Below are 26,186 nucleotides of genomic sequence, written 5' to 3'. Positions count from 1 at the left end.
TCCGACCTCTAGCCAGGCAGAGCGATCTTCTTCTGCTTCTCCGGCTGGCCGCAGTCGCGTCGGTCGATCGACCGGTTCATGGCATCGATCTCACCGCTCGCCTTGTCGGTATCGCGCTTGGCCTTGGAGCGCATGTCCGGCGTGAACGGGCCGAAGCCCATCGCCGGATTGGAGAAGGTCGGCTTGGCCTTGATCGGCAGGTTGTATTGCTGCGCCAACCCGTTGCGCTGCGCCAGCAACTGGTCGCACGGCACGGTGTCGTATTGCAGGGAGGACTGGACGTTCGCATCCTGCTGTTCCGACATCGACGTGCCGCCGACACAGCCGGCGGTCAGCAGGCAAGAGGCCAAGATCATCATGTTCCAGCGCATCGGCTATGCTCCTCCTGATATCCCGCCCTGACGCGAGCAGATCGCAAATATCAGTCGCGCATGCAAATCGGACTTTTTCACAGCAGGAATATTTGCGAGGCGGCGAGGCTGCCCCTCCGCAGGCGCGTGGCTGACGGAGCATCAAACGAAAAACCCGCCTGTGCGGCGGGTCACTGGCGCAAATCAGCACCATGAGCGAAAATGTACCATAGCTGAGGGCAGGGCGTCAAGAAAAAATTCCTATCGCACCCGACGAAAAGCTGCCGACACCGCCGACCGGCTGTCGTCAGGTCTTTTGTTCAGCTGAGTTCGGAGCCCTGGCCACAACGACCAACCCGTTGACGTGTTCCCCGCGATCCTGCCGGATCGCGGTTGGTTCCAGTGACAGGACCGAAAGCCCGTTGGCGGCCAGCACGTCGAGCACATAGCGTTGCGCATGCGCATAGCGGCGTGACGGCAGCAGCGCGAAATCGCCATCGCCAGCCAGCGTCTCGACGGAAAACGCGAACAGGCCATCCGTGGCCAGCAAGCCGGCAATCGTCTTCACCACGCCGCCCAGCGCACCGACATAGATGAAAACATCGGCCACCGTCACCAGATCGGCTTTCGGACCGGCATAGGGAAAATCCCGCAGATCAGCCTTATCGAGGAAATCGTAGACGCCCTTGGCCCGCGCCTTTCTCAGCATTTTGGCCGAAATGTCATACCCCTCCAGCCGGTCGGCGATCGGCCGCAGCCTCTGCCCCATCAGGCCTGTGCCGCAGCCGAGATCGAGCGCCAGCGCGAAGCGGCCCGGCCTTGCCGCTCGAATGGCCTGGTCGAGCATCCCAGGCAGGCGGTAACCCAGCCTGCCGACCAGGGACTCGTCGAAGCTCTCGGCATAATGGTCGAACAAGGTCTCGACGAAGGCGCTGGGGAGCGCATCGACCGCCGGCGCCTTGCCGATCAATTGCAGGTTCAGTGCAGCGCCTTGACGATCCGATGGATCGAGTTGCAACGACATCGTCCACGCCTGTGCGGCCAGATCCGCCGCGCCCGCCGCCTGCTGCATCTCGCCGAGACGAAACCAGCCCATCGCCCATTGCGGCGTTATTTCCAGCGCACCGAGCAGCAATTCCGCCGCCGCCGCATGATCGCCATCCGCGTGCAGCATCTCGGCATAGTCGGCGCGGCGATCGGCGTTCAAGTCGCCTGACGAGGCCTGAAGCGGTTTCATGGCGGCGGGTCCTGCCGGCGGATCGAGCCGGCGGTGCTCTATGCGGGAGTCAGCAGTGACTTACAACAGGCTTCCCGCCGCGGAATTATATCCTATCTTGGAGACCATGCGCACCAGTGTTCTGCTTCATCCCCGGCCCGAGGGCCTCTATTGCCCGCCGGGCGATTTCTTCATCGACCCGGTTCGGCCGGTCAACAGGGCACTGATCACGCATGGCCATTCCGACCACGCGCGTTCCGGCCACCGCTCGGTGCTGGCGACGCAGCAGACGCTCGACATTATGGGGCTGCGCTACGGCGAGGGTTTCGCTGGCACGACGCAAGCGGCACAACTGGGTGAGACGATTGCCCTCGATGGCGTCAGCGTCAGCTTCCATCCGGCCGGCCATGTGCTGGGCTCGGCGCAGATAGCGGTCGAGCATCAGGGCACGCGCATCGTCGCTTCCGGCGACTACAAGCGGCAGAGGGACGCGACCTGCGCGCCATTCGAGCCGATCCCGTGCGATGTGTTCATCACCGAAGCGACGTTCGGCCTGCCGGTGTTTCGCCATCCCCCGGACACCGAAGAAATCGCCCGCCTGCTGAAATCGGCCGCGCAGTTCCCTGAACGCTCGCATCTGGTCGGCGCCTATGCGCTGGGCAAGGCGCAACGGGTGATGCGGCTGTTGCGCGACGCCGGCTACGACAGGCCACTCTACATCCATGGCGCGCTGGCCAAACTCAGTGAGTACTACCAGAGCCAAGGCATCGATCTCGGCACCCTCGAACCGGCGACCGTCGAAAGCGGCGGCAAGGATGATTTTGCCGGCGCCATCGTCGTCGGCCCGCCTTCGGCCTTCGCGGATCGCTGGGCGCGGCGGTTTCCCGATCCGATCTCGTGCTTTGCGTCAGGCTGGATGCGCATCCGCCAGCGCGCCAAGCAGGGCGGCATCGAACTGCCGCTGATCATCTCGGACCATGCCGACTGGGATGAGCTGACCGCCACCATCAAGGAGACCGGAGCCGAAGAGGTCTGGGTGACGCATGGCCGCGAGGAGGCGCTGGTCCGCTGGTGCGAACTCGAAGGCATCGCGGCAAAGCCACTGCACCTGGTGGGCTACGAGGACGAGGGCGATTGAAGCCATGAACCGCTTCGCCGAACTTCTCGACCGCCTGGTGCTGACGCCGTCGCGCAATGGCAAGCTGACCTTGCTGACCGACTATTTCCGCAGCGTCGAGGATCCCGATCGCGGCCTGGCGCTGGCTGCCATCACTGGCGATCTCCACATCGCCGCGGTCAAGCCGGCGATGCTGCGCATGCTCGTCACCGAGCGCATGGATCCGGTGCTGTTCGGCTATTCCTACGACTATGTCGGCGATCTCGCCGAAACGGTGTCGCTGGTCTGGCCGCAAACGCCCGGAAACACCCCGAACCGCGAGCCGACGCTTGGCGAGGTCGTCGCCAAGCTGCAGGCGGCAAGCCGCTCCGACGGACCGAAGGTGCTGGCAGGGCTGCTCGACAGCGCCGGCATCTCGGCACGCTTTGCCATCATCAAGCTGGTCACCGGCGGCCTGCGCATCGGCGTGTCGGCGCGTCTGGCCAAACAGGCGCTGGCGGATTTCGGCAAGGTCGAGGTCGCGGAGATCGAGGAGCTCTGGCACGGGCTGTCACCGCCTTACACAGCGTTGTTCGCCTGGCTGGAAGGCAAGGCCGAAAAGCCCAGGAACACGGCGTTGGCATTGTTTCGCCCGGTGATGCTGTCGAACCCGGTCGGCGACGGCGATCTCGAAAAGCTCGATCCGGCGGATTATGCCGCCGAATGGAAATGGGACGGCATCCGTGTCCAGGCGGTGGCGGAGGGCGGCATCCGCCGGCTCTATTCGCGCACCGGCGATGACGTTTCGGGCGCCTTTCCGGACCTCGCCGAGGCCATGCATTTTTCCGCAACGCTGGACGGCGAACTGCTTGTCGGCGATCCCCGGGAGGCGACGGGAACCTTCTCCGATCTGCAGCAACGGCTGAATCGCAAGACGGTGGCACCGAAGATGCAGCAGCAATACCCGGCCTTCATGCGCTGCTACGATCTGCTCCAGGTCGGCGGCGAGGATTTGCGCGCGCTGCCGTTTCGCGAACGGCGCGGCCGGCTGGAAAGCTTTGTCGCGACACTCGACCCGAGCCGTTTCGATCTGTCGCCATTCGTCGACTTCACGGACTGGCAAACGCTGGAGGAACTGCGCCGGGCGCCGCCGCATCCGATCATCGAAGGCGTCATGCTGAAGCGCTGGGACTCAGCCTATGTCGCCGGCCGGCCGAAAGGTCCGTGGTTCAAGTGGAAACGCGATCCGCACACAGTGGACGCGGTGCTGATGTATGCGCAGCGCGGCCACGGCAAGCGCTCGAGCTTCTACTCCGACTATACGTTCGGTGTCTGGTCCGGTGCCGAAGGCGAGGAGGAGCTGGTGCCGGTCGGCAAGGCCTATTTCGGCTTCACCGACGAGGAGCTGAAGCAGATCGACAAATATGTCCGCGACAACACGGTCGAGCGTTTCGGCCCGGTGCGCTCGGTGCGCGCCGACCGCGACAATGGCCTGGTGCTGGAAGTCGCCTTCGAAGGACTGAACCGCTCGACCCGGCACAAATCCGGCGTCGCCATGCGCTTTCCCCGCATTTCGCGATTGCGCTGGGACAAGCCGGCCAACGAGGCCGACCGCATCGAAACGCTGCAGGCGCTGCTCGACCGCTAATTTCGCGCGTGCAGGGTTCGCTATGGCTCGATCGAAACGCGGATTTCGTAGATGTCGGCGGCCTTGCCCTGCTTGTCGAAGTCGGAATTGATGGCAATGGTGCCGGCCGAGCCCGGATGCTTGTCGGGAAACTGCACGTCGAACAGATATTCGTTCTGCTGCTGGCCGACTGCGTAGCGCTTGCGGCCGCAGTCGCCGAGTTCGCCGAAATTGCAGTCGACGGAAATCTGCGTCTCCTTGCCTTCCTCGGAACGGGCAATGATGTCGAACACGGCATGTTTGCCGGCCAGTTTCTCCAGCACGCCTTGTCCGACGTCGAAGCTGATCGCCGAACCGGACGCGCCGGAACGGATGCGCAGGAACGAACCGGTATCGTCCTTCATCACCTCGGCCCTGGCGTCCGACGGCGCGCTGACATGCGATGCATCGGCCGGCGAAAACACATTGATCCAGTCGCGCGACTGGTCGGCGGCGCCGGGCTTTGCCGGACCGCCGTCGGCCGGTGTGAAATCGTCGTCCTCGACGGTCGGCGGCGCTTCAGGCGGGGCGGTATCGAGCTGCGCCGACGTCTTGAAGACGCCGGTCTGCACGGCGAAGAACAGGCCGATGCCAACTGCTGCCAGCAGTGTCACGGTCAGGAAGATGGCGGTCAGCGGCAGGCGACGCCCTCTTATGCGTCGTTCATCGCGGTCGGGCGCCACTTCCGTGGTCGCGCCGGCCGAGGCCGGAACCGACATGTCGATGGCCGGAGCATCGGGAAGCGTGGCGTCCGGCATGATGTCGGGAACGACGGGCAGGACGCGCGAGCGCGGCGCATCGGCAGCGGATTGCACGGGGCCGTCGACGACGACATCGGGGGACGATGCCTGTCGGCCGGTTTCGACCGCGGGCGCCGAGTCCGCTCCGAGTTCGACCGCCGGTGCATCGCCCTGCGGGCCGACATCCGGCACCGCCGGCAGGAACTCGGATTCGATTTCGGTGATTTTCGCCTGGATTGCCTTGCGGCGCTTGATGGCGACCTCAACGGTCACACCGGGATTGGCCTGGAGCGCGCGATCAAGCGCGGCAAAAGCCGAGCGATAGACCCTCTCGCGGAACGCGCGGTCCTCGGCATTGCCTTTCTCCAAGGCGTTCCGGATCGCTTTTTCGATCGCGTCCAAGCGGGTCCCTCTGTCTTTGCCTACCTTGCCGTGATCGTTAGCCGCAGGCGACCAATCAATCAACGGGCGAGCGGCGCATTCTGCCTCGCAGAGGTATGCAAAGTCCATTCCGGCGCTGTTCCGGCAACAAAATCAGCATGTTTCACCGATTTTCACGCGCGGAGAGCGCACGTACCGTGCGCCGCATCCCTTGGCGATTGATTGGCGGACAAGGCGGCGGCCGGCTTTCGAGGGTGCCATGACGCCGCCGCAGGAATTGCCAAGTCGCATCTTGAATTCGCGCCCGGTTGCGTCTATCACCGCCGCATCTTGGAGGCGTTGGCTTCCCGGGCCGCTTTAGCTCAGTTGGTAGAGCACCGCATTCGTAATGCGGGGGTCGCGTGTTCGAGTCACGCAAGCGGCACCATTTACTTGTTCACAGCCGTCCATTCGTTTGGGGCCGCAACCCCAACATCTCACGACCTAGATGGGACGGCTGACGTGCCTCGGGACTGCTTGAAGTCGGTGGGAGTAAGGCCAGTTTGGCGCTTGAAGGCGCGGCTGAAGTGTCCCGCATTGCTGAAGCCACAGCGGAATCCAATCTCGCCCATGTTTAGGTCGCTAACCTCGAGGAGCGTCTTTGCGTAGTGCACGCGTATCGCGAGATATGCCGACAGTGGGCTCCTACCGATTTCAGCAAAAAACAACCGTTCAAGCTGTCGTCTCGAAACGCTGAGCGATCTTGCAATGTCGCTGACAGCCAACGTTTCTTGGACGTTGCTCTCCATGAGAAGGAGGGCACGCCTCAGTTGTCTACTTTCGGCGTTTGGGAAAAGATCTCCCACGGGCTGGACGTCGCGGGTCGTCCTGACCCGATCAAGAATAAGGATCTTGGCAGCTTTCTCGCTAGCTTTCTTACCAATGGACTCTGCCACAAAATGACCAGCCAGGTCGGCCGCTCCGACACCGCCAGCGCAGGTTGCGCGGCTTCTGTCGACGGAGAACAGGCTATCCGCATGTGCCAAGACTTGCGGGAACATGGTACGGAAATCTTTGACGTGGAGCCAGCTCACGGACACGTTGTAGCCGTCCAGCAATCCATATCGAGCGAGTACGAAACTGGCTGTGCAGAGCGCCGTCAATCGAACTCCGCGCGATGCGGCCTTTAGCAGGAAGGCTTCCTTCTGGCTTCCAAGAGTATCGCCCGTGTTCAGAAGCCCGCCAACGACAACGATATCGTCGTATTCCTCCGGGTGCTGGAGTTCTCTCGTCGGCATCACTTCGATGCCGCAACTTGCGCGGATAGGCAAACCACGCTCGCCAACCACTTGCCAGTCGAACTCTACTCTTCGACTCCGATCATCCTCGTCGCCCGCAAGCCGCAGCGTGTCGACGAAAAGCGCAAACGGCGAAAGCGTAAAATGGCGCGTCAGCAGAAACGCAAACTTTCTGGCCATCTCTCGTCATCACCGGTTAGGTCGGAGAACTACTGCAGCGTATCGAAAAGTGCCGCGACGATCATTTCAGGCGCATCTTCCTGGACGAGATGACCTGCTTGAGGCACGGCCGTCATCACCCCGTTGGTGAGCTTCTCGGACAATTTCTGTCCTTGCGCGATTGGGATCCACTCGTCTTCACGACCCCATAGAATTCGAACGGGAAAATTCATCGGCCTATAAAGCTTTTCGACTTCGTCGGTGAATTTTTGATCCATTTGGGCGATCTGTCGATAGAAGGCCGGCTTGCCTACGGGCCCAAGCCAAGGCTGCATATAGAGGTCCAGAGCTTCGCTGCGAAGGGTCTGGAACGCCGCGCCTTGCAGGTACGCTCGCAAGATCGATTCGTGAATGTAATCGGGGGCGCCGGCAAACGCGGCTTCATGCTTTCGCGCATGCTGCACCAAGGCGGAGCCCCAAGGGGCGACCGCCACAGGGTCGACCAACAACAGGCTACGATACCGCACATCGTTAAGATAGTGGGTGCGAAGTGCAGTCGAGCCGCCAAAATCATGACAAAGGACGTCAGGCTCCTTCACGCCCCACTCCTTCAACAGTGAGGCAAAAAGTTTGTTCTGCACGCCTAGCGACACATCCTGACCATCCGCCTTTGCGGATTGACCATATCCGAGGAGATCGAAGAAATAGACCGTCCGGCGTGAAGCTATGAGAGGCGCTATGCGGCGCCATACTTGTGACGAAAACGGCGTTCCATGAAGCATCACCAAGGGAGCGCCCTCCCCGATCCGGCCCCACGCAACGTCCTGGCCTTCAAAACGAAACGACTGATCTAGCTTCAGCATCGGTGCCTCTTGATAACCTCTATGATGATGATTGCGGAAATCGTGCCAAGGCGGAACGATCCCGAGCGACATAGCCTATCGTTCTGCGCGGTTCCCTGGATTCGCCGGCTGATTGGCAGAGTACAACACCGGTCGAAATGAAATGGTGCCCCCACCGTTTTCGCTACCCCACAGTCCGCCGTATCCAATCATGGCCGCCATGATCTGGTCCTTTGTCACTCGACCCAACGGTTTGCCGTGTCCGTCGACGACGACGCTCTCGTGCCCGCCATGCTGGCACATCAGCTTTGCAGCCGCATTCAGGGTGGTGTCAGCTGAGAGAAGAGATTTCGGCAAAGCGCTCGCCGGATTTGACGGCGTCATAATCGCGTCAACTCGTATTATACGTCCTCTGTTGACGTCCTTTACAAACGAGGCCACGTAGTCATCTGCCGGCCGAAGAACGATGTCCTGGCTCGAACCTTGTTGAACCACCTCGCCGTTGCGAAGGATGGCAATCTGGTCTCCCAGTCTCAACGCCTCATCAAGATCGTGCGTGATGAACACGATCGTTTTTTTCACCTCCTGCTGAATATTCCGCAGCATCTCCTGCATGTCTGACCGAATGAGGGGATCGAGGGCAGAAAACGCCTCGTCCATCAGCAGGATTGGCGAGTCGCTTGCCAAAGCCCGAGCCAACCCGACACGTTGCTGCATGCCGCCCGAAAGCTGGTTCGGATACCGGTCTTCAAATCCGTTCAACCCAACGCGTGAAATCCAGCGCATCGCCTTTTCACGATGCCTATAGCGATCGCCGCCTTGGATCTCCAGGCCGTACAGGGTGTTCTCCAGAACGTTGCGATGCGGAAGCAAAGCAAATTTTTGAAACACCATCGCCGTGGTGTTGCGACGAAAGGCCCGCAAAGCATGCTCATCCAATTTGAGAACGTCCTGGCCGCCAACGATGATCTGGCCAGCCGTCGGCTCAACCAGCCGGTTGATGTGCCGTATCAAGGTGGATTTCCCGGATCCCGAAAGGCCCATTATGACGTGGACCTGACCAGCAGCCATATTGATGCTAACGTCGTTCAGTCCAAGGACAAGCCCGTGGCGTTCGTTCAACTCATCTTTCGTCATCCCTCTCGCCAATGCATTCAGGTGGTTGTTGGCATTGGCTCCGAAGATCTTGAACAGATGTGAGATAACGATTCCGACTTGTTTTTCTTCACGATCAGGCATGCATCAACTCCAGGTGTCGCTGCAGCCGCTTGCCATAAGCTTGGCTGATACGGTCAAAAATGATGGCGATACCAACAATGGCTAGTCCATTGAACAAACCCAGCGTGAAATACTGATTGTTGATCGCTTTGAGGACCGGTTGACCCAAACCCTGCACCCCGATCATCGAGGCAATGACGACCATGGCTAGTGCCATCATGATGGTCTGATTGACGCCAGCCATGATGGTCGGCAGCGCCAGGGGAATCTGGACGTCTCGCAGCTTTTGCCAATTGGACGAACCGAAGGCATCGGCCGCCTCTAATACATCCTTGTCCACGAGGCGGATGCCCAGATTTGTCAGCCTGATCATGGGAGGGATCGCATAGATTACGACGGCTATCACACCAGGAACCTTGCCGATTCCCAGCAGCATCACCACCGGGATCAGATAAACGAAGCTTGGCATGGTTTGCATGACATCGAGTACCGGATTGATGACCCTCTGGATGCGCTCCGATCTCGACATCGCAATTCCAACCGGCGCACCGAGCACGATGGCTATGATCGTCGAGACAAGGATCATGGACACCGTCTTCATCGTATCGTCCCACATGCTCAGGAACCCGATTGCAACGAGGGTGACGACGGTTCCAGCCACGGTTGTCAAGTTTCGGGATGCAAGCCATGCCAGCCCAGCCGCCAGCGAAATGATCAGCGGCCAGGGCGTGTCGGTTAGAAAGTGCTCGCACTTGATCAGAAGGTACTGCAACGGCGCGAAAACGCCCTCAATTGAATCGCCGTATGTTCGGGTGAAGGTTCGAAAAGCGTCATCCAGCCCCTTTTTGACAAGCCGCAAGGCCTCGTCATTGAGATGGGGAAAATTTGTCAGCCAATCCATGAGGAATTCTCGGTCGGTCAGCCCAGTGAGGGCAATGGCGGTCGCAATGATGGCCGCTCTAAAGGCCACCACCGCGACACGTTGATTAAAGTGCCGCTTTGATTTTTCCGGCGACGCCGACCGGGACCCACTTGGCCCAGATATCCTCGCGTGTCTTGAGGAAATACCTTGCCGCATCGTCACCAGTGGCCTGGTTGTCGGTCATCCAGGTCAAGAGACCGTTCACCGTATCGTTGGACCACGACCGGGTTTGCAGGTACTCCATCACTGCGGGATCAGTACGATCCGAAAAGCCTTTCGTGACGATCGTCTTTACTCGATCTTGCGGCCAAACGTTTGGCTTTGGATCGGCACAATCCGCCACTGTATTGCAACGCTTCCATTCAGCCTGATTGTAAGGAACCCCGAAGTCGAGCTTCACCATTTCATACTTTCCCAGAATCGACGTCGGAGCCCAATAGAATCCGAGCCAGCCTTGGTGGCGCTCATATGACTTTGCTATCGATCCATCCAAGCCGGCTGCCGATCCGGTGTCGATCAAGGTGAAGCCGGCTTTTTCAGCGCCGTAGGCTTTGAAGAGCTGCGTTGTAACAACCGTCGCGCCCCAGCCCTGAGGCCCATTGAAGACCGCCCCTTTCGATGAATCTTCAGGTGCTGGAAAGAGCTCCGGATGTTTGAGCGCATCCGCAATGGTTTTGATATCCGGATGTGCTTCGGACACATACTTTGGAATCCACCACCCGTTGACGCCACCATCTTTGAGGGCCGCGCCAGTTTCAACAAGCTTGCCTAGCTTGATGCCGGTAGCGACAACATCTGGCAGCAGATCGACCCAGATCTCGGGAGCAACATCGGGCTTTCCCTTTTCGATCATGGAGGTGACCGTCGGCACGGTGTCCCCTTCGAGAATTTCCGCATCACATCCGAACCCAGCTTTAAGAATGAACTTGTCCAGGCTTGCCAGCACTTCAGCGCTCTGCCAATTCATGCTGGAGATTGTCAGCTCACCGCAGCTTGATGCAGCATTCGCAGGGAGTGACTCCAGTACAAGAATTGTCAGGCATGCCGCCGCCAGTGGGAGATTTTTCACGTCGTTTCCCCTTTCATTTGCCTATGTGTTACTGAGTAGCGCGCTTGATCGGAGCCGGTCTGTCCGGCGACCGTGATGACGGAACAGACACGCAACGCATCAAAGAGCGCAGCATGGATGTTCCTCGAAGAGACCGCGTCACCAATCCGGAACAACACGAAATCACCGGCCGGGTTCACCGTTCGGTACTCGGCTTTGCCGTCCAATAGAGATGCTACTTCTATTTGGCCGTTGTTGACTGAATGACTTTGAAGATCGAAGTACAATTCAGCGTTTTCTTCCGTCCCGACTTCATAGAAGACATGATCGGCCTGGAATTTTTCTTCCAGGTCGGTGAGGACGTTTCGCACGGTGACGGTCAAACGGTTGCCGTCAGGGCTCAAGGCAACGATCTCACGGTCGGTGAGGAAGTTCACCCCGCGCTGATACAGGTTGCGCATGCCGACGCCGTAGTTCGTCGGCCCGAGATTATGAAGAGGTGTGCGATCCGGCGTTAAGAGAGTGACGCAAGCACCGGATTGGGTTGCTACCTCCGCCGCCACCAGCGAGTGATGGTCGCCTCGATCGTCGAAAATGATGACCTCTCCAACAGGAGGCTGTCCGGTGAACACGTCCCAAATCGGCCGGGCAAGATGCGCGCCGCCAATGTTCAGCGAGCGCGGCAGTGCGCCTGTCGCGATCACCACCAACACAGGTTTCTCACGCAGGATGTCCTCGGCTTCCGCCAGCATGTTGTAGCGAACATCAACGCCGAGATGCTCGAGTTCATTGACCAGCCAATCGATGATCCCGCGCATCTGGCGCCTGGTGGAACCTCCGGCCGCCATGTTAATCTGTCCACCCAGCTGGTTGGACGCTTCGAACAGGGTCACCCTGTAACCCCGCTCGGCGAGAACACGGGACGCCTCCAGTCCTCCTGGGCCTCCACCAACAACGACAGCGCGCAAACCCGCTATTTCATGGCGGCGAAAGCGATGCGGGAAGAAACGCTCGCGACCGGTCGCGGCATTCTGGCCGCATAAAGCGTCTTTGCCTTGATTAACCCGGTCTGCGCAGTAGTTCATTCCGACGCAGGTGCGGATACGATCTTCCTGCCCGGTTTGCAGCTTTGAGACCAGGTAGGGATCGGCGATGTGAGCCCTGGTCATTCCCACCATATCGACAATGCCGTCGCGCAGGGCATGGCGAGCAGTTGCGATATCGGCAATGCCTCCTGCATAGAATATAGGTAGTGAAACGGCCTCACGTATGTCTTTGGCAACTCCAAGGAAACGGGCTGCGGGAGTGCCCATAGGAGGCATCCATTGAGCCAAGCCCAGATCGTCGTATGGCGCTCCCGCAAGCACGTTGAGGAAGTCGACCAGGCCGCACTGCTCAAGCCGCTGGGCGATCTCGATGCAGTCCTCGCGGCTGAGCCCACCTTTGAGGAAATCGTTACCGGTGATCCTCAGTCCTATGATGAACTCGTCACCCACAGCATCGCGGACGCCGTTCAGGACGTCGAAGGTGAGTCGAAGCCGGTTCTCCAGGGAGCCGCCATAATCGTCCTGTCTGAAATTGATCAGAGGGGATAGGAATTGTCCCAGCAAGTGCGAGTGCGACAGGATTTCGATTCCGTCAAAACCGCCCTTTTTGCATCGTGCCGCCGCGGCCGCAAAGTCCTTGGTGACGCGTACTATATCAGCCCTTTCCATACTCTTTGGATAGGCTCGGTGCGCCCGTTCTCGCGTGTTAGATGGTCCTATTACTGGCAGCCATTCCCCTACGTCGCTGGATGTACGCCTCCCCATATGTGTCAGCTGACACATAATCGCGGCGCCATGGGAATGAACGCCCCCGGTAAGCAGTTCAAACCAAGGCAGGATGCTGTCATCGCCGGCATAAAGTTGCCCAAACGCGGACGGGCTGTCCGACGAAACGTTGGTCGATCCCCCCACCACCGTTAGAGCAAGCCCTCCCTTGGCCTTCTCCTCATGATAGAGCCGGTAGCGCTCCGTAGGCCAACCGTTCTCTACATAAGCCGGCGCATGAGCGGTGCTCATAATCCTGTTTCGAAGTTGCAGAGACCTGAGCTGGAATGAATCGAGCAACGGGTCCTTTTGTCGATGGCTATCGTGAGATGGCACTCTTGGCTTCCTCAGCGTATTATGGCTGGGACTATGATTACGGGGTGCTTTTCGGATAGTCAGCGTAAGATCGATCACGCCTGAGGTAAATCAGATTGACGTCTCGTCCGCCTTTGAGATTGCCGCCACTACACAGTCTGGTCGCGTTCGAAGCGGCGGGAAGCCACATGAATTTTACCGCTGCGGCTCATGAGTTGAATGTCACCAGGGAAGCGGTAAGCATGCAGGTCAGGCTCCTGGAATCCAGGCTTGGCGCCAAATTGTTCGAGCGGGGGCAACGAGGCGTGGCACTTACAGAATATGGGCGCCAATTTCACAATACAGTTTCAGAAAGCTTATGGCTGATCTCAAGGGAGTTTAACGAGAAAGTCGCTGACATTCCGGCAAATGTAACAGTTAGTACAACCGTTGCATTTGGAAGTTGCTGGCTGATGCCGAGGTTGGCTGATTTTCGAATTCGCAATCCCGGGATCAATATAAAACTGGTTGAAACCGATGAATGCTTGGATATGAGCAAATTCGGGATAGACATTTCGATTAGATATGGTCGCGGTGACTGGAATAAATTGAAGTCCGAGAAAGTGTTTAGTGAGGAGTTTTTTCCGATTTGCAGCCCAGGATATGTAAATTCTGTCGGCGCCGAAAACTTCCGCAAGTTTCAAAACGTGACGCTGCTGCATCTAGATGGGCGGGCTCACGAATGGGAGAATTGGGACAAGTGGCTTGAATTCGCGAAGCTAACTTCTTTACGCCCTCAGCAAGGAATCTGGTTTCAAAATTACGACAATCTGCTGCGGGCCACCCTCGAAGGGCAAGGGTTGGCGTTGGGATGGACACGCCTTGTTGAGGAGAAGCTGTCAAATGGGAGTCTCGTACGCCCTTTTGACCTCGCCTTCACGACCGGCAATGGCTACTACATTGTTGAAGCTCCAGCGAATGCTCCAAATCGTGCCAGCAAGATCTTTAGGAACTGGATACGCGACAAAATGCGCATCTAGTCCCGTCGCCGTCGGGCGCTTATGGAAACCATGCAAGGATTTTTTCGTGTGTAACAGCGCCGTTACCCGCTGAAGGCCGCACACAGTAGTGTTCTTGTACATCGCGGATTTATACTGATTCGTAACTGGCCAGCTTTCCAGTTGAGTTCATGGACGACGCGCCCTCACTGGGATGGCCGATCCCATGCCGACTCAAGGCGCGGGCAAGGACGTTACGGGACGATCTCTAGGGAACTCGTTGCGACCCGCTTGGCATCGAAAACGATTTTGATTCTAATGGCTTGAGCCGGCAATTGGCTGCCCGCAAGCGCACCATCCCCCCTCCTTTTCGTCGTCTACCCCTTCGCATCTGGTGCAAAGGATTGCGGCGCCGGCCTGGCAGATCTGCCATTGTCGAGACCCCGGTTTGGTGTGAAACTCATGGCCTCAGCATGGGAGGTCAAAAAATGCCCAACAATTTCAAGACCGGAGACGTGGTCAAGCTGAAATCCGGAGGCCCCAGGATGACGGTCAGCGATGGCGCAGCCTCGGGCATGTATCTGTGCCACTGGTTCAATCGCGAGGGCGAGGTGTGGACCCCGCAGCATGCCGGGTTCAAGCCCGAACAACTGATTGCGGCCGACCAGTCGGACTAGAGCTCCTTCCATCCCGATCGACGGGATGCGCACCCGAGCACGAACGGATCAGCACGCGCGACCGACGGATTTTCCGGGTCGCGGCGTTTAACGGTTGAAGCGCGATGACGGCACAAGCCGTCTGCGTCGCGCCAAGCTGGAGACGCACAACATGATCAGCCGTTCGATATTAGTCGTTGCCTTGAGTTTGCAGACCGTTGCGGCTCTTGCCCAGGCAACGACCCCGCCTGCACCGCAGACCGCCGCGCCACTTGCCGCGCCAGGCGCGTCGGGGAGCAGGTCCGACATCACGCTGGCCAAATTCCAGAAGCGGCGCGAAAAGGCGATCATGGCGGCCGACACGGATGGCGACGGCAAGATCAGCCTGCTGGAATGGGAGGCCTTTCAGGCGAAGCGCAACGTCAAGGGCGACGCCGCCAGATCCTTCGCGCGGATCGATTCCAACCATGACGGCTTCATCGATCGCGCCGAACTCGATGCGTTTTTCGCCAAGCGCTTCGCCCGGCTGGACAAGAATGCCGATGGCATTCTGACAGCCGACGAACTGCCGGGCCACAAAACCGCTCCCAAGCAAGAGCAATGACCAAGAGGCAATGACGCGCGATGAACATCGGGAGTGCGCCGACTGATGGCTGCGGATCCGGACGAGGAGCTGGTTCGCCGTGTCGGCGCCGGCGAGCCGGCAGCCGTGCAAACGCTCGTCGCGCGCAAGCTGCCGCGTATCCTGGCGCTTGCCGTGCGCATGCTCGGCGATGCGGCGGAGGCCGAGGATGTCGCGCAGGAAACCTTCGTGCGGATCTGGCGCCATGCCGCGAGCTGGCGGCGCGGCAATGCGCGCTTCGACAGCTGGATCCACCGGGTGACGCTCAACCTTTGCTACGACCGGCTGCGTCGCAGGCGCGAGTGGGTGACCGGCGACCTGCCGGACGTCGCCGATCCTGCGCCGCTTCCCGATGCTCATTCCGAGGAAGAAGCCCATCGGGTCGAACGGGCGCTGCAAGCCATAGCGCCGCGCCAGCGCGAAGCGATCGTTCTGGTCTACTATCAGGGGATGTCCAATATCGAGGCGGCAGCGACACTGCAGATCAGCGTCGATGCCCTGGAAAGCCTGCTCGCGCGCGGCCGGCGGTCGCTGCAAGCGATCCTGGCGGAGGATGGCGCCGATGAGTAAACGCCGGGCAAGCAGCAACGCAGCACGGCCATTGCGCCTTGCTGGTGCCGCCTGGCGCTCGGCGCCGACGGGCAAGGGGGAGACACATGGCTGAAGGGTCCAGGAACGAACCCGCAATGGATGCCAGGCGCTTTGCCGCCTTGGCGCAGGCCTATGGCGGCGACTTGCGGCGATGGCCCGAGGCCGAGCGAATGGCCGGCACGGTCTTTGCCGCAAGCGACGCGGGCGAGGCCATCTTGAGGCAGGCCGGGACACTTGACGCGCTGCTCGACAGCTACCGCGTCGACGCCCCCGGTAAAGCGCTGCACGGCAGTATCCTGCAGGTCGCCGGCCGGCACCTTGTCCAACGCCGGCGGCAGCGGTTCTGGTGGCTGGGGCTGGGACTCGCAGGCATTGGCCTGGCCGGCGCCGTGGCAGGACTGGCTTTGGTGACCGTCATCACGCCCGAGGTCCAGCCGGACCACACTGTGCTGGATGCCAATGTGACGGCGTTTGGCGATGCCGGCCCGGATGCCGAGAACGGTGAGGAAAGCCTATGAGTACGCGCTGGGTCCGTGGTCTGGTCATTGCTTCCGTGGTGCTGAACGTCTTTCTGGCCAGCGCATTTGTCGGTGGCGCGGTCTGGCTGAGAAATGCCAAATCGGGCTTCTCGCTGGAATCGGCCGGCCGACACCTTCCCGACCAGGATCGCAAGGCGTTCCGCGAGGCGCTGCGCCAGGTTCGCGTGCAGTCCCGTCAGATCATTCTCGATGGCCAGCAGGCGAGGCAGGAGGCAGCGGACCTGTTGCAGCAGCCTGTCATGGACAAGGCCGCCTTGTCCGCCGCCCTGGAACGGGCACGCGATGCCGATGTGACGGTGCGCAGCCGGCTTGAACAGGCCATTGTCGACTTCGCGGCGAGCACATCGCCTGAAAACCGGAGCGTGCTGGCACAGGCGTTGCTGCGCCATATGGAACGCCGCGCCACCGTTACGCCAAAAAAATCGCCATGACGACCGACGGAAAAGACCGGAGACGCCGTTTAACGATGCGAAGGGACAAGCCTGCCCTGTGCACCATACAGGACGGCCATCTTCATCGTCGAAAGCACTCGGAGTCCAATTATGAGTCGCCTGAAAAACTATGCAGCAACCGCTATCCTGGCCATCGGTGGAACTGTCGCGACAGCCTCCGCCTCCAGCGCAATGCCCATCGTGTCCGTTGCGAAGCCAGCCACCCCGGCACTGGTCGAGCATGTCCGCTGGGGCTGCGGCATCGGCTGGCACCCCAACAGATGGGGCCGCTGCGTGCCGAACGGCGTCGTCGTCGTGCGCCCGCGCTACCACTACTGGCACGGTCCGGCCTACGTCTGGCATCCGCATCATCACTGGCGCCACTGGCACCATTACTGATCAAAGCACCGCGGGGCCAGGCACCTTTCGGGGCGGCCCCGCGCGAGCGCTGGCGCGCACCGGACAATCCCGACCAGCCGAGTTAAGGTTAAATCCACTATACATTTGTTCTTAGCCCGCAAATAATCGAAGAATTTCCCGAAACTGTGCTCAGGCATCTTCGTGGGAAAATCTGTGGTTCAGCTTCAAGGTCTTGGACGGGTGCTCTGCCATCCGCTGACGCTGGCCGTGGTCAGCCTTGCAGGCGTCTTCGCCGCCGGACGGGCCGAGCACGAATGGCTGTCGGTGCCGTTCTCGCTGGCGCTGGTGGCTGCCCTTGCCGGACTTCTGTTCCTGGCTTCGGGGCGCCTTGCCTTTTCCGTCTACCTCGCCTGGATGGGCATTGCCTTCGTCACCGTGGTTTCGGCGATCAAGTTCCGGCTGAAAGGATTTTCGCTGCACTTCTACGACACGGTCTTCGTGTCGAGGGACCCGGAAGTGTATCGTTTCCTGCTCGGCTCCTACCTCCATCTGATCGCGCCGGTCGTCATTGCCCTAGGGCTCGGCATCGGGGCGGCGGTGCTTCTGTTCCGGATCGATCGGAAAATCGGCTGGCCGGTGTCGGCACGCGTCCTGGTCATGGCGGCGCTCGTCGTTCTGGTGCCGCTGACCTTTCCGGCCGAGGCCTCGAAGGACCGCTATTTCTACTACATGCAGGGCCGGCACATGTCGGCCTTCTTCGTCTCGCTGCTGGATTTGCACAACCTCGTTGTAGAATCGGGCTTCGAAAAGCGGCTGCAAGCCGTGGCGCCGCAGCCGCCTTTTGCCGACACGGTCGATTGCGGCGACCGGGCTGATCTTCCCGACGTCTTTTTCGTGCTCAGCGAAAGCCAGTCCGATCCCGGCTATTTTCCGCAGGTCGGCAACGGCGCGGGATTCCTGCAGAGATTCGCACCGGGGGCCGGCACGCCGCACCAGATGCAGGTCGAGACGTTTGGCGGCGGCACCTGGATCACCAATCTGTCGCTGATGACCGGCCTGTCGGCCACCGATTTCGGCTGGCGAAGCCCCTATCTGACCATCACCCTGCAGGACAAGGTCGCCGGAGCCTTGCCGGAGGTGCTGGCGCGCTGCGGATATCGGACTGTCGTGATGACGCCGATGGACTTTTCGTTCGTCAATGAAGGGCCGTTCCTGAAATCGATCGGTTTCGAGACCGTGCTCGACATCAAGGACATCGCCGCGCCCTTCTATCACCTGCGCGACAACTTTTATTACCAGGCGGCCGAGGCATTCATCGCCAGGCACCATAGGGAAGACGGCCGGCCGCTGTTCCTCGAAATCCAGACCATGTTTCCGCACTCACCCTATGAGGGGCGGATGGAGCCCGGGCTGAAGGTCGAGGGCGAGCCTTTCTCGGGCGATTTCCAAGCCAATGAGTATCTGCGCCGGATGGCGGTAGCGCGCGGCGATTTCCAGGATTTCCTCGACAAGAGGCAAGCGGATGCCGGTGAACGCGGCGCCGTGGTGCTCGAATTCGGCGATCACCAGTCGTCGGCGACCAAGCCGTTCGTCGAGGCGATCGCCGGGGACGACGCCTTGGCGACCCCTGGCTCGCTTGCCTATCGCACTTTCTACACGCTCACCACCTTCAACCATCCTTTGCGCCATCCGATGCCTGACCTGGCCCCGCTCGACATCGGCTTCCTCAGCGCAAGCCTGCTCGACGCCGCCGGCCTGCCGATGTCGCCTGTCATGGCCGATCTCGTGCGCCTGCGCGACCATTGCGGCGGCAGGTTCCATGGTTGTCAGGATCGTGCGGAGGTCGATGCGCATCTGCGCCGGCGCGTCGATACAGGCCTGCTGCATCTGTTCCCGGAAGCGGTGCCGCTGCATGGGCTGGCGCCGCTCCAATCGGTGGATGCCCGTTAAATCAGTCTATCGTATCCGGCCCCAGCGTCGCCACGGTCTTCAGCGCACCGTCCAGCATGTCGCCCTTCTCGTCCTTCAGCGCGATCTCGCGCAGGCGGCGGATCCAGTCGGCGGCGTCGGTGCGGCCCTTGACCATGTCGAGCGCGGACAGCACCCGGTCGAATTTCGACTGCGCCCGGACATGGGTGTCGCTGTAGCCCTTGATCAGCCGGCGGCAGTTGAGGATTTCGACGGCCAGTGCGTAATCCTGGGGCACATGGTCGAGCGCCAGCGCGTACCAGCCATCGAGATGAGCGACCTCGACCTTGTGGCGCAGCAGGCTGCGGCGCCAGCGACGCAGGCCGCCGATGAACCACAGAGCGGCAAAGCCGGCAAAACTGTCGGTGCGGATGCGGCGGCCATGATTGATGCGACGATCGAGAAAGGCGGCGAGCTTCGGCCGGTTTTCGATGTAGCTGCCCAGACCCGCCGGCAGCGTGCCGCAGAACTCCTCGATGCGCGGATGGAAATATTCGGTCACCTGCAGGATCGAGCCATCCTTGACGCCGACCTCGCGGCGCACGCGTTTGTCGCGCGTCGAACGTGTCTTGAGATCGGCGACGCGGATCATGTCGTCGTAGCACAGCGCGTTGGCCAGATGCTTGGCGGCAGCGATGGACAAGCCGTAGCCCTGAATCGGCCCGTCCAGCGCGACGGCCTTGTCCAACCGGTCGAGATAGTCGCGCCCATAGGCGATGTCCTGATAGTCGACGACCTTTCTCAAGCCTCGAAGCGCCATATCGCGCACGGCCACCGGCAACAGATCGATGCGGGCAGCCAAGGCCTGCCAGCCTTGCAGCAGGTTTCGCGGGCCACTCACCTGTCCGGCGCCCAGGGCAGATTCGACGATCGCTGGCTCGGCCGGCCTAGGCGCCGGTGCTGCCGTGCCGCGCGCACGATCAAACGCGGCACCGAAGGCAGCAAGGCTGGCCTTGACGCCCCGACCACCCGCGCCGATCGCCTGCTCGTAGCTTTCGCGCGTGAACGGCAGCGCGTCCGACCCCGCCAGCGCGCCAAGCAGGCTGGCCGAGATCATCGAGCCATTGTCGGCGGCGATCTTCTCCATGTCGAAGGCGATGAAGCGCTTCGATGCGGCCTCCGCCGTTGCATGCACCTTGGACGACGAGGCGCGGCCGTCGCCCGGCTCGATCTTTTCCGACACGGCGGCGATGCGGTGCGAGGAGGCGATCAGCGTGGTGCGCTCGGGCGTGACGAAGCCGCGAATGATGGCGCGGCCGGCTTCCATCAACTCCGCCGCGATCAGTATGTCGACGTCGCCTTGCGAGGGCGACAGCGCAAAGACCGGCAGCCGGCCGGTGTCGCGGGCCATCTCGACATAGTAGATGGTGGCGCCGGTACGCTGGGCGACGCCGGCGACCGAGGTCGACTGCGCGACATAGCCGTTGCGCTCGGCGACATCGGTAATCCAATCGGCGAGCACGCCGCCGCCCTGGCCGCCGACCGCCAGCACGGCGAGCTTGATGACACGCTCACCATCCTGAGCGCTGGCGTGGGCGCGAAGTGGGGGGACGGCGTCAAGCATCGGCGAAAGTCAGGCGCCGGCTTTCGCGGCGACGCTGCAACAGGCTGATGGTGGCGCGGCGCGCCGCTTCCAGGAAGCGATCCCAGCGGCTTGGATTGTGGACGACGTCGGCGCGATAGAAGGACGGGCAGAGCACCGCCGCATCGGCGACCTCGCCGCAATTGCCGCAACCGACGCAACTCTGGTCGATATGCGCGACCGGATCGTCGCGCAAAAGATCGTCGAGCGACTTGACCGACAGCGATGGGCAGCCGGACAGCCGCATGCAGGCATGGTCACCGGTACAGATGTCCTCATCCACGCCGAACTTCGGTTTCACGACACGGGTCCCGCCCTTGATCGCCTTGTCGACCAGCGGCTTTTCGCGGCGCTGGCGGTTGAGCATGCATTCGGACGAGGCGACGATGACTTTCGGCCCCTTCTCCTCCGTCGTCAGCGCCTCGCGTAGCGTGTCCTGCATCTTGGTCACGTCATAGGTGCGGTCGACATGGCGCAGCCATTTGACGCCCATGCCTTTGACCGCCTCGGTGATCGGATGCTTCGTCGACTTGGTCTTGTTGCCGGCGCGGGATGAGAGGATGTCCTGGCCGCCGGTGGCGGCCGAGTAAAAATTATCGACGATGACGATGACGCCGTCGTTCTTGTTGAACACCGCGTTGCCAATTGAGGAGGTCAGGCCGTTGTGCCAGAAGCCGCCGTCGCCGACGAAGGAGATGGACCGCCGCTTGGCATCAGGCGAATTGAAGGCCGAGGCGGAGGCCGGGCCCAGCCCGTAGCCCATGGTGGTGGCGCCGAGCTCGAAAGGCGGCATGATCGAGAACAGATGGCAGCCGATGTCGGAGGCGATGTGATGCTTGCCGAGCTCCTGCTCGACCAGTTTTGTCGCGGCAAAGATCGGCCGTTCCGGGCAGCCGATGCAGAAGCCCGGCGGACGGCCCGGCACGACATTGATGAGGTCGGCTGCATCAACGCCGTCGCCGACCTTGTTGGGCGCGCGCACCTCGCCCGGCAGCAGATGCGGCGCCTCGGCGCGCAGGAAGGCGCCGATGCCGTCGAGCATGACCTGGCCGGTATATTCGCCGGCCATCGGCAGATGCTCCTTGCCAACCAGCCTGGTGCCTCGACCGGCCTTGTGCAGCATCGAAGCAAAGGCCTGTTCGATGTAGTTGGGCTGGCCTTCCTCGACGACCAGCACCGACTGCTTGCCCTCGCAGAACGACAGGAACTCGTCGTCGATCAAGGGATAGACGGCATTGAGCACATAGAGCGGCACGTCGGTGTCGCCATAGGTGTCGGCAAGGCCGAGCCGCTGCAGCGCGCGGATGACCGAATTGTACATGCCGCCCTGCATGACGATGCCGACCGAGCCATGGTCCGAGCCGAAGAACTCGTTGATCTTGTTCTTGGCGATGAAGTCGACCGCCGCCGGCCAGCGTTTCTGCACCTTCTCCTTCTCATGCAGGAAGGAGGCGGGCGGCAGCACGATGCGGCCGGTGTCGCGGCGCGGCGCGTCGAGGGCATCGGCGACCGTCATCGGCGGCCGCTTGTTGTCCTTGGCGATGAAATGGCCATGCACGTGGCAGCAGCGGATGCGCACCTGCAGCATGACCGGCGTGTTGGAAATCTCCGACAGCTCGAAACCATCCTCCACCGCCTTGACGATCGATGGCAGATTGGGTCGCGGGTCGAGCAGCCACACCTGGCTTTTCATGGCGAAGGCATGGCTGCGCTCCTGCATGATCGAGGAGCCCTCGCCATAGTCTTCGCCGACGATGATCAGCGCGCCGCCGGTGACGCCGCCGGAGGCGAGATTGGCCAGCGCGTCGGAGGCAACATTGGTGCCGACGGTCGACTTGAAGGTCGCCGCACCGCGAATGGGATAATGCACTGACGCCGCCAGCATGGCGGTGGCAGTGGCTTCCGAGGCGCTGGCTTCGAAATGCACGCCGAGCTCGCCCAGAATGTCCTGCGCGTCGGCCAGCACGTCCATCAGGTGACTGATCGGCGCGCCCTGATAGCCGCCGACATAGCCGACGCCGCATTGCAGCAGCGCCTTGGTGATGGCGAGAATGCCTTCGCCGGCAAACTCCTCGCCGGCACCGAGCCTGAGTTTTTCGACTTCCCTGGCAAAAGACCGTTCGGCCATTCTTTTTCTCCCTTCCGTTACCGCCAGCGCTGGCGGCGCGTAGGTCTAGATGTCGTGCTTGCGAATGTTCTTCAGCATCTTCAAAAGCGTGGCGATGAGCGCGGAATATTCGGCATCGTCGATGTCGTCGAACATCGCTTCGAACGCGTCGTGCATGGCCGGCCAGGCGCGGGTGAACTCGGCGCGGCCCTCGTCGGTCAGGAACACATGGCGGATTCGGCTGTCGGTGACACCCTGCTCGCGTCGCACCAGACCCTGGCCCTCCAGCGTATCGAGGGTCCGGCTCAAGGTCGATTGCTCGATGACCGTATAGACCGAGAGGTCGTTGACGGTGATACCGTCGGTGACCGACAGCACGGCGAGCGTGCGGACCTGCGGGATGGTCAGGCCCTGCTTGCGGAAATCGTCGCGCAAGGTGGCGTTGTAGCGGCCCATGATGCGGTTCATCAGATAGGGCGCGAATTGCTGCAGCCCGATCTGCCCCAGGGTCGAAATGCGCTGGCGCTTTTCCGCGACCTTCTCTTCCATCACAGCCTCCCCGCCAGGAGAAAGCCGGAACCGCCGCCGAGACCCGCACCCGGGTGGGTCGAGGCGCCGATATGGTAGAGACCCTTGATGCCGGTCTGATGGTTGCGGCTGGTCTTGAACGGCCGCCACAGGAAAGACTGGTCGATGGTCGAGGAACCGCCATAGGGGTCACCGCCGACCAGGTTGATGTTCATCGCCTCCAGATCGGCCGGCGAATAGGCGCGGCGCGCGATGACGCTGTCCTTGAAGCCTTCGATATGGCTGGCGAGGATCGCCTCAATGCGGTCGGCATAGGCTTCGCGCAGCACATCGGTCCATTGCCCGTCTGCCGGCGCCTGCAGCTTGCCGGCCGCGTCGCCCTTGATGTGGCGAGGCGCCTCTGGCAGTTGCAGCCACAGGATCGCCTTGCCCTCCGGGCAGCGCGACGGGTCGAGCGCGTGCGGCTGGCCGACGCAGATGGTCGGCACCTCCGGCAGCATGCCGCGCGCCGCCTCGTTGCAAGCTTTCGAGACGCCATCCAGGCCGGGCGTGAGGTGCAGCAACGCCACCTTATCCAAGCCTTCGCCCGGCCATGCGGGCGGTTTGTCCAAGGCGTAGTGGATCTGGAAATTGCCTTTGCCGTAGCGGTACTTTTGCGTCGCCTCGACATCGGCTTTGGGTGCATCCGTGCCAAGCAGCCTGCCATAGAGCTGCGTTGGCGTAACCGAGCAGATGACGCTCTTGTCGGCATTGATTGTCTCGCCCGAGGCCAGCCGCACGGCGGTTGCCCGGCCATTGTTTTGAACGATCGAAGCGACATCGGCGCCGGTGCGGATATCGCCGCCGCGTTCCCGAATCAAAGCCTCGAAGGCCGCCAGCAGGTTTTTTGCCCCACCCTTGACGATCGGTGCTCCGGCCGCCTCAAGTGCGAAGGCGATCACCTTGGCGATCTGGCCGGAGAAGGCGTCCTCGGGTCCAAGCCCGGCATGCAGTACCCAGGGTGCCCACAGCGCGCGGATGGTTTCGGACCGGTAGGTGTTTTCGAGCCAGCCGCGCGCCGGCACCAGAGCTTCGCCGAGGAAGGCGGCAAGGCCGCGCGGGCCACGCCGCCAGCCATCACCGGCAAGCAGCTTCGCTGTCGGGTAGGACCACAGGCTGCCGCCGAGCAAGCCGAACAGCAGGCCGGCATTGCGTTCGATGCCGCCGACATCATCCGCGTGCCGGTCACCGTCGCCTGCCGCGATTGCGTTGAGGGCGGCGATGTTGGCGGCACGGTCGGTGCTGAGCACGGCATGGCTGCCATCCGGCCGCAGCACGCCCGTCGGCGTGCCCGTGTGGCAGAACTCCAGCCCGTGGCGCGCGAGATCGGCGCCCAGTGCCGCAAAGGCCGGCGAGGTGATGAACAGCACGAAGGTCGTCGCCATCACATCATGGATGAAGCCGGGTGCGGTGATCTCCTCGGTGCGCAAGCAACCGCCAATGCGGTCGTTGCGCTCCAGGACGAGCACACGCGCCCCTTTGCCGCCGAGCATCGCCGCGCAGACCAGCGCGTTGATGCCGCTGCCGACGATGATGTGATCGGGGGCGGTCATTGGCGGTTGCTCTTTGCTTGCGGGCAGTGGAGTTCAATCGCGTGGAATTGCGCTCTACGGCGCCCCCCTCTGGCCTGCCGGCCATCTCCCCCTCTTGGGGGGAGATTGGCAGCTTCGGCGCCCCACTCAATCCTGCAACGTCGCAGATTGGCGAAAACCATTGTGAAGGCCAATCTCCCCCCTTGAGGGGGAGATGTCCGGCAGGACAGAGGGGGGCGCCGTAGGGCGCTAGCGCTACAAGCCTGCCACCCTCTACCTGCCATCAACCCGGTTTCGCCTTCTCGCATGATCTTCTCCCGAAGACCCACCTCGCTTTATTGCTTCGACACCAGCGCCAGCGCGCGAATCGGGCTGCCGGTGCCGTGCTCGATCTTGAGCGGCGCCGCGATCAGGATGGCGCCCTTCGGCGGCAGCTGGTCGAGGTTGCAAAGGCTGGCGAGACCGTAGCGGTTGGCCTTGTGCATCAGCGTGTGCGCCGGGAATGGCGGCTCCATGCCACCGGCCTTGCCGGCATCGGTGCCGATCGTCTCCGAGCCCCAGCCCTTGATGTCCTTACTGATCAGGAACTGGATGGCTTCGGCCGTCGGGCCGGGCGTGTGCGGACCGGTCTCGTTGGCGTTGAGGAACTCGGCTTCCGAGCCGTTGCGCTTGTACCAGTCGGTGCGCATCACCACCCATTCGCCGGCATTGATCGCACCGTGCTTGGCTTCCCAGGCCTTGATGTGGTCGACGGTGAGCAGGAAATCGGGGTCGGCGGCGGCTTCCTTCGAACAGTCGATGACATTGACCGGGCCGACGAAATTCTGCGCCGGAATGGTGTCGGTGGCGCCGTCCGGATAATCCTTGCCGCTGATCCAGTGCTGCGGCGCGTCGAAATGCGTGCCCGAATGTTCGCCGAGCTTCAGCCAGTTCCAGGCCCACCACGGACCGTTCTTGTCGTAACGGGAGATGTTGTGGATCTCGACCTTCGGCGTGTCGACGGCGAGTTCCGGCGGCAGCTTGATCAACGGCGTGTCCGGCCCGAGCGGCGCCGACAGGTCGACCACCTTGATGGCGCCTGAAAGAAGCTGGCCGGCGACTTCGCCGAGGAGTTTTTGCGTGTCCATGGTTTGAAGTTCCCTCTTTCGTGTGATGATCAAGGCTCGTCTCGGCCCTTAATATCCTACTAGACGAAAACATATGCATCTGCAAT

24 protein-coding genes and 1 tRNA gene are annotated in these 26,186 nt (G+C 61.5%); 11 read left to right on the top strand and 14 right to left on the bottom strand.

All coding sequences use genetic code 11. The features are described from left to right. Positions 1 to 8: 8 nt before the first annotated feature. Entirely contained in the window at positions 9 to 371 is a 363-nt protein-coding gene (locus EOC83_RS04115) for a hypothetical protein (RefSeq protein WP_063169970.1), read from the bottom strand. A gap of 286 nt (positions 372 to 657) precedes the next feature. After that, complete coding sequence (locus EOC83_RS04110; protein ID WP_063169969.1) at positions 658 to 1,587, bottom strand: methyltransferase domain-containing protein; 930 nt, start codon at positions 1,585 to 1,587, stop codon at positions 658 to 660. Between the two features lie 106 nt (positions 1,588 to 1,693). Here EOC83_RS04110 and EOC83_RS04105 point away from each other — a divergent pair, with 106 nt between their 5' ends. Beyond that, positions 1,694 to 2,704 carry a ligase-associated DNA damage response exonuclease gene (locus EOC83_RS04105; RefSeq protein ID WP_063169968.1) on the top strand — a complete coding sequence of 337 codons (1,011 nt, stop codon included), beginning with the start codon at positions 1,694 to 1,696 and terminating at the stop codon, positions 2,702 to 2,704. A 4-nt stretch (positions 2,705 to 2,708) separates the two neighbouring features. Continuing rightward, positions 2,709 to 4,310, top strand: coding sequence for a cisplatin damage response ATP-dependent DNA ligase (locus EOC83_RS04100; RefSeq protein WP_063169967.1), 1,602 nt, complete (start codon positions 2,709 to 2,711; stop codon positions 4,308 to 4,310). Between the two features lie 20 nt (positions 4,311 to 4,330). On the opposite strand, the gene EOC83_RS04095 is transcribed toward EOC83_RS04100, so the two are convergent. Beyond that, positions 4,331 to 5,470: a hypothetical protein gene (locus EOC83_RS04095; protein ID WP_063169966.1), complete on the bottom strand. Its 1,140-nt coding sequence runs from the start codon at positions 5,468 to 5,470 to the stop codon at positions 4,331 to 4,333. 330 nt (positions 5,471 to 5,800) lie between these two features. Here EOC83_RS04095 and EOC83_RS04090 point away from each other — a divergent pair. Then, positions 5,801 to 5,876: transfer RNA gene (locus tag EOC83_RS04090), tRNA-Thr, on the top strand. Between the two features lie 49 nt (positions 5,877 to 5,925). Here EOC83_RS04090 and EOC83_RS04085 read toward each other — a convergent pair. The 6 genes from EOC83_RS04085 to EOC83_RS04060 all read right to left on the bottom strand — a co-directional run bounded on the left by EOC83_RS04085 (position 5,926) and on the right by EOC83_RS04060 (position 13,026). Continuing rightward, the gene (locus tag EOC83_RS04085; RefSeq protein ID WP_063169965.1) at positions 5,926 to 6,906 is read right to left on the bottom strand and encodes a GlxA family transcriptional regulator; all 981 of its coding nucleotides are present in this window, start codon (positions 6,904 to 6,906) and stop codon (positions 5,926 to 5,928) included. Between the two features lie 29 nt (positions 6,907 to 6,935). Continuing rightward, the gene (locus tag EOC83_RS04080; protein ID WP_063169964.1) at positions 6,936 to 7,748 is read right to left on the bottom strand and encodes an alpha/beta hydrolase; all 813 of its coding nucleotides are present in this window, start codon (positions 7,746 to 7,748) and stop codon (positions 6,936 to 6,938) included. A gap of 75 nt (positions 7,749 to 7,823) precedes the next feature. Then, complete coding sequence (locus EOC83_RS04075; RefSeq protein ID WP_063169963.1) at positions 7,824 to 8,966, bottom strand: glycine betaine/L-proline ABC transporter ATP-binding protein; 1,143 nt, start codon at positions 8,964 to 8,966, stop codon at positions 7,824 to 7,826. After that, the gene (locus EOC83_RS04070; protein ID WP_063170454.1) at positions 8,959 to 9,846 is read right to left on the bottom strand and encodes a proline/glycine betaine ABC transporter permease; all 888 of its coding nucleotides are present in this window, start codon (positions 9,844 to 9,846) and stop codon (positions 8,959 to 8,961) included. The genes EOC83_RS04075 and EOC83_RS04070 overlap by 8 nt, the downstream gene beginning before the upstream one ends. A gap of 85 nt (positions 9,847 to 9,931) precedes the next feature. Continuing rightward, positions 9,932 to 10,921 carry an ABC transporter substrate-binding protein gene (locus EOC83_RS04065; protein WP_164746276.1) on the bottom strand — a complete coding sequence of 330 codons (990 nt, stop codon included), beginning with the start codon at positions 10,919 to 10,921 and terminating at the stop codon, positions 9,932 to 9,934. An 11-nt stretch (positions 10,922 to 10,932) separates the two neighbouring features. Beyond that, positions 10,933 to 13,026, bottom strand: coding sequence for an FAD-dependent oxidoreductase (locus EOC83_RS04060; protein ID WP_245441299.1), 2,094 nt, complete (start codon positions 13,024 to 13,026; stop codon positions 10,933 to 10,935). A 131-nt stretch (positions 13,027 to 13,157) separates the two neighbouring features. Here EOC83_RS04060 and EOC83_RS04050 point away from each other — a divergent pair, with 131 nt between their 5' ends. The 8 genes from EOC83_RS04050 (at position 13,158) to EOC83_RS04015 (ending at position 19,167) form a co-directional block, all read left to right on the top strand. After that, positions 13,158 to 14,060 (top strand): LysR substrate-binding domain-containing protein, encoded by a 903-nt coding sequence (locus tag EOC83_RS04050; RefSeq protein WP_342030131.1) that lies wholly within the window; start codon positions 13,158 to 13,160, stop codon positions 14,058 to 14,060. Positions 14,061 to 14,506: 446 nt separating this feature from the next. Then, positions 14,507 to 14,695 carry a DUF2158 domain-containing protein gene (locus EOC83_RS04045; RefSeq protein WP_013527958.1) on the top strand — a complete coding sequence of 63 codons (189 nt, stop codon included), beginning with the start codon at positions 14,507 to 14,509 and terminating at the stop codon, positions 14,693 to 14,695. Positions 14,696 to 14,846: 151 nt separating this feature from the next. Further along, on the top strand, positions 14,847 to 15,278 hold the full coding sequence (locus EOC83_RS04040; protein WP_024503413.1) for an acid-shock protein: 432 nt from the start codon (positions 14,847 to 14,849) through the stop codon (positions 15,276 to 15,278). A 45-nt stretch (positions 15,279 to 15,323) separates the two neighbouring features. Beyond that, positions 15,324 to 15,866, top strand: coding sequence for an RNA polymerase sigma factor (locus tag EOC83_RS04035; protein ID WP_024503412.1), 543 nt, complete (start codon positions 15,324 to 15,326; stop codon positions 15,864 to 15,866). Between the two features lie 86 nt (positions 15,867 to 15,952). Beyond that, positions 15,953 to 16,405 carry a hypothetical protein gene (locus EOC83_RS04030; protein WP_082826640.1) on the top strand — a complete coding sequence of 151 codons (453 nt, stop codon included), beginning with the start codon at positions 15,953 to 15,955 and terminating at the stop codon, positions 16,403 to 16,405. Continuing rightward, positions 16,402 to 16,857, top strand: a complete 456-nt coding sequence (locus EOC83_RS04025) for a periplasmic heavy metal sensor (RefSeq protein WP_063169958.1) — start codon at positions 16,402 to 16,404, stop codon at positions 16,855 to 16,857. The genes EOC83_RS04030 and EOC83_RS04025 overlap by 4 nt, the downstream gene beginning before the upstream one ends. 111 nt (positions 16,858 to 16,968) lie before the next feature. Then, the gene (locus tag EOC83_RS04020) at positions 16,969 to 17,256 is read left to right on the top strand and encodes a hypothetical protein (RefSeq protein WP_013527963.1); all 288 of its coding nucleotides are present in this window, start codon (positions 16,969 to 16,971) and stop codon (positions 17,254 to 17,256) included. A 174-nt stretch (positions 17,257 to 17,430) separates the two neighbouring features. Further along, the gene (locus tag EOC83_RS04015) at positions 17,431 to 19,167 is read left to right on the top strand and encodes a sulfatase-like hydrolase/transferase (RefSeq protein ID WP_244514259.1); all 1,737 of its coding nucleotides are present in this window, start codon (positions 17,431 to 17,433) and stop codon (positions 19,165 to 19,167) included. A gap of 1 nt (position 19,168) precedes the next feature. On the opposite strand, the gene EOC83_RS04010 is transcribed toward EOC83_RS04015, so the two are convergent. The 5 genes from EOC83_RS04010 to EOC83_RS03985 form a co-directional block, all read right to left on the bottom strand. Next, positions 19,169 to 20,749: an indolepyruvate oxidoreductase subunit beta family protein gene (locus EOC83_RS04010; RefSeq protein WP_063169956.1), complete on the bottom strand. Its 1,581-nt coding sequence runs from the start codon at positions 20,747 to 20,749 to the stop codon at positions 19,169 to 19,171. Further along, positions 20,742 to 22,895, bottom strand: a complete 2,154-nt coding sequence (locus EOC83_RS04005) for an indolepyruvate ferredoxin oxidoreductase subunit alpha (protein WP_063169955.1) — start codon at positions 22,893 to 22,895, stop codon at positions 20,742 to 20,744. Before EOC83_RS04005 ends, EOC83_RS04010 begins: the two co-directional genes overlap by 8 nt. Positions 22,896 to 22,940: 45 nt before the next feature. Beyond that, positions 22,941 to 23,423 carry a MarR family transcriptional regulator gene (locus EOC83_RS04000; RefSeq protein ID WP_013527967.1) on the bottom strand — a complete coding sequence of 161 codons (483 nt, stop codon included), beginning with the start codon at positions 23,421 to 23,423 and terminating at the stop codon, positions 22,941 to 22,943. Next, on the bottom strand, positions 23,423 to 24,994 hold the full coding sequence (locus tag EOC83_RS03995; RefSeq protein ID WP_063169954.1) for an NAD(P)/FAD-dependent oxidoreductase: 1,572 nt from the start codon (positions 24,992 to 24,994) through the stop codon (positions 23,423 to 23,425). The genes EOC83_RS04000 and EOC83_RS03995 overlap by 1 nt, the downstream gene beginning before the upstream one ends. 314 nt (positions 24,995 to 25,308) lie before the next feature. Next, a complete protein-coding gene (locus EOC83_RS03985) occupies positions 25,309 to 26,100 on the bottom strand; it encodes a cyclase family protein (protein ID WP_063169953.1) in 792 nt (263 codons plus the stop codon). Positions 26,101 to 26,186: the final 86 nt, after the last annotated feature.

This window comes from Mesorhizobium sp. Primo-A (assembly GCF_003997175.1).
Lineage (GTDB): Bacteria > Pseudomonadota > Alphaproteobacteria > Rhizobiales > Rhizobiaceae > Mesorhizobium > Mesorhizobium ciceri.
This window is presented reverse-complemented; position numbering and strand designations above follow the sequence as displayed.

Coding starts and splice junctions, on each gene's coding strand:
- EOC83_RS04115 (WP_063169970.1), bottom strand. CDS start 371: ATGCGCTGGAACATGATGATCTTGGCCTCTTGCCTGCTGACCGCCGGC.
- EOC83_RS04075 (WP_063169963.1), bottom strand. CDS start 8,966: ATGCCTGATCGTGAAGAAAAACAAGTCGGAATCGTTATCTCACATCTG.
- EOC83_RS04035 (WP_024503412.1), top strand. CDS start 15,324: ATGGCTGCGGATCCGGACGAGGAGCTGGTTCGCCGTGTCGGCGCCGGC.
- EOC83_RS04070 (WP_063170454.1), bottom strand. CDS start 9,846: ATGGATTGGCTGACAAATTTTCCCCATCTCAATGACGAGGCCTTGCGG.
- EOC83_RS04080 (WP_063169964.1), bottom strand. CDS start 7,748: ATGCTGAAGCTAGATCAGTCGTTTCGTTTTGAAGGCCAGGACGTTGCG.
- EOC83_RS04100 (WP_063169967.1), top strand. CDS start 2,709: ATGAACCGCTTCGCCGAACTTCTCGACCGCCTGGTGCTGACGCCGTCG.
- EOC83_RS04040 (WP_024503413.1), top strand. CDS start 14,847: ATGATCAGCCGTTCGATATTAGTCGTTGCCTTGAGTTTGCAGACCGTT.
- EOC83_RS04000 (WP_013527967.1), bottom strand. CDS start 23,423: ATGGAAGAGAAGGTCGCGGAAAAGCGCCAGCGCATTTCGACCCTGGGG.
- EOC83_RS04005 (WP_063169955.1), bottom strand. CDS start 22,895: ATGGCCGAACGGTCTTTTGCCAGGGAAGTCGAAAAACTCAGGCTCGGT.
- EOC83_RS04030 (WP_082826640.1), top strand. CDS start 15,953: ATGGCTGAAGGGTCCAGGAACGAACCCGCAATGGATGCCAGGCGCTTT.
- EOC83_RS04010 (WP_063169956.1), bottom strand. CDS start 20,749: ATGCTTGACGCCGTCCCCCCACTTCGCGCCCACGCCAGCGCTCAGGAT.
- EOC83_RS04020 (WP_013527963.1), top strand. CDS start 16,969: ATGAGTCGCCTGAAAAACTATGCAGCAACCGCTATCCTGGCCATCGGT.
- EOC83_RS03985 (WP_063169953.1), bottom strand. CDS start 26,100: ATGGACACGCAAAAACTCCTCGGCGAAGTCGCCGGCCAGCTTCTTTCA.
- EOC83_RS03995 (WP_063169954.1), bottom strand. CDS start 24,994: ATGACCGCCCCCGATCACATCATCGTCGGCAGCGGCATCAACGCGCTG.
- EOC83_RS04105 (WP_063169968.1), top strand. CDS start 1,694: ATGCGCACCAGTGTTCTGCTTCATCCCCGGCCCGAGGGCCTCTATTGC.
- EOC83_RS04025 (WP_063169958.1), top strand. CDS start 16,402: ATGAGTACGCGCTGGGTCCGTGGTCTGGTCATTGCTTCCGTGGTGCTG.
- EOC83_RS04085 (WP_063169965.1), bottom strand. CDS start 6,906: ATGGCCAGAAAGTTTGCGTTTCTGCTGACGCGCCATTTTACGCTTTCG.
- EOC83_RS04045 (WP_013527958.1), top strand. CDS start 14,507: ATGCCCAACAATTTCAAGACCGGAGACGTGGTCAAGCTGAAATCCGGA.
- EOC83_RS04110 (WP_063169969.1), bottom strand. CDS start 1,587: ATGAAACCGCTTCAGGCCTCGTCAGGCGACTTGAACGCCGATCGCCGC.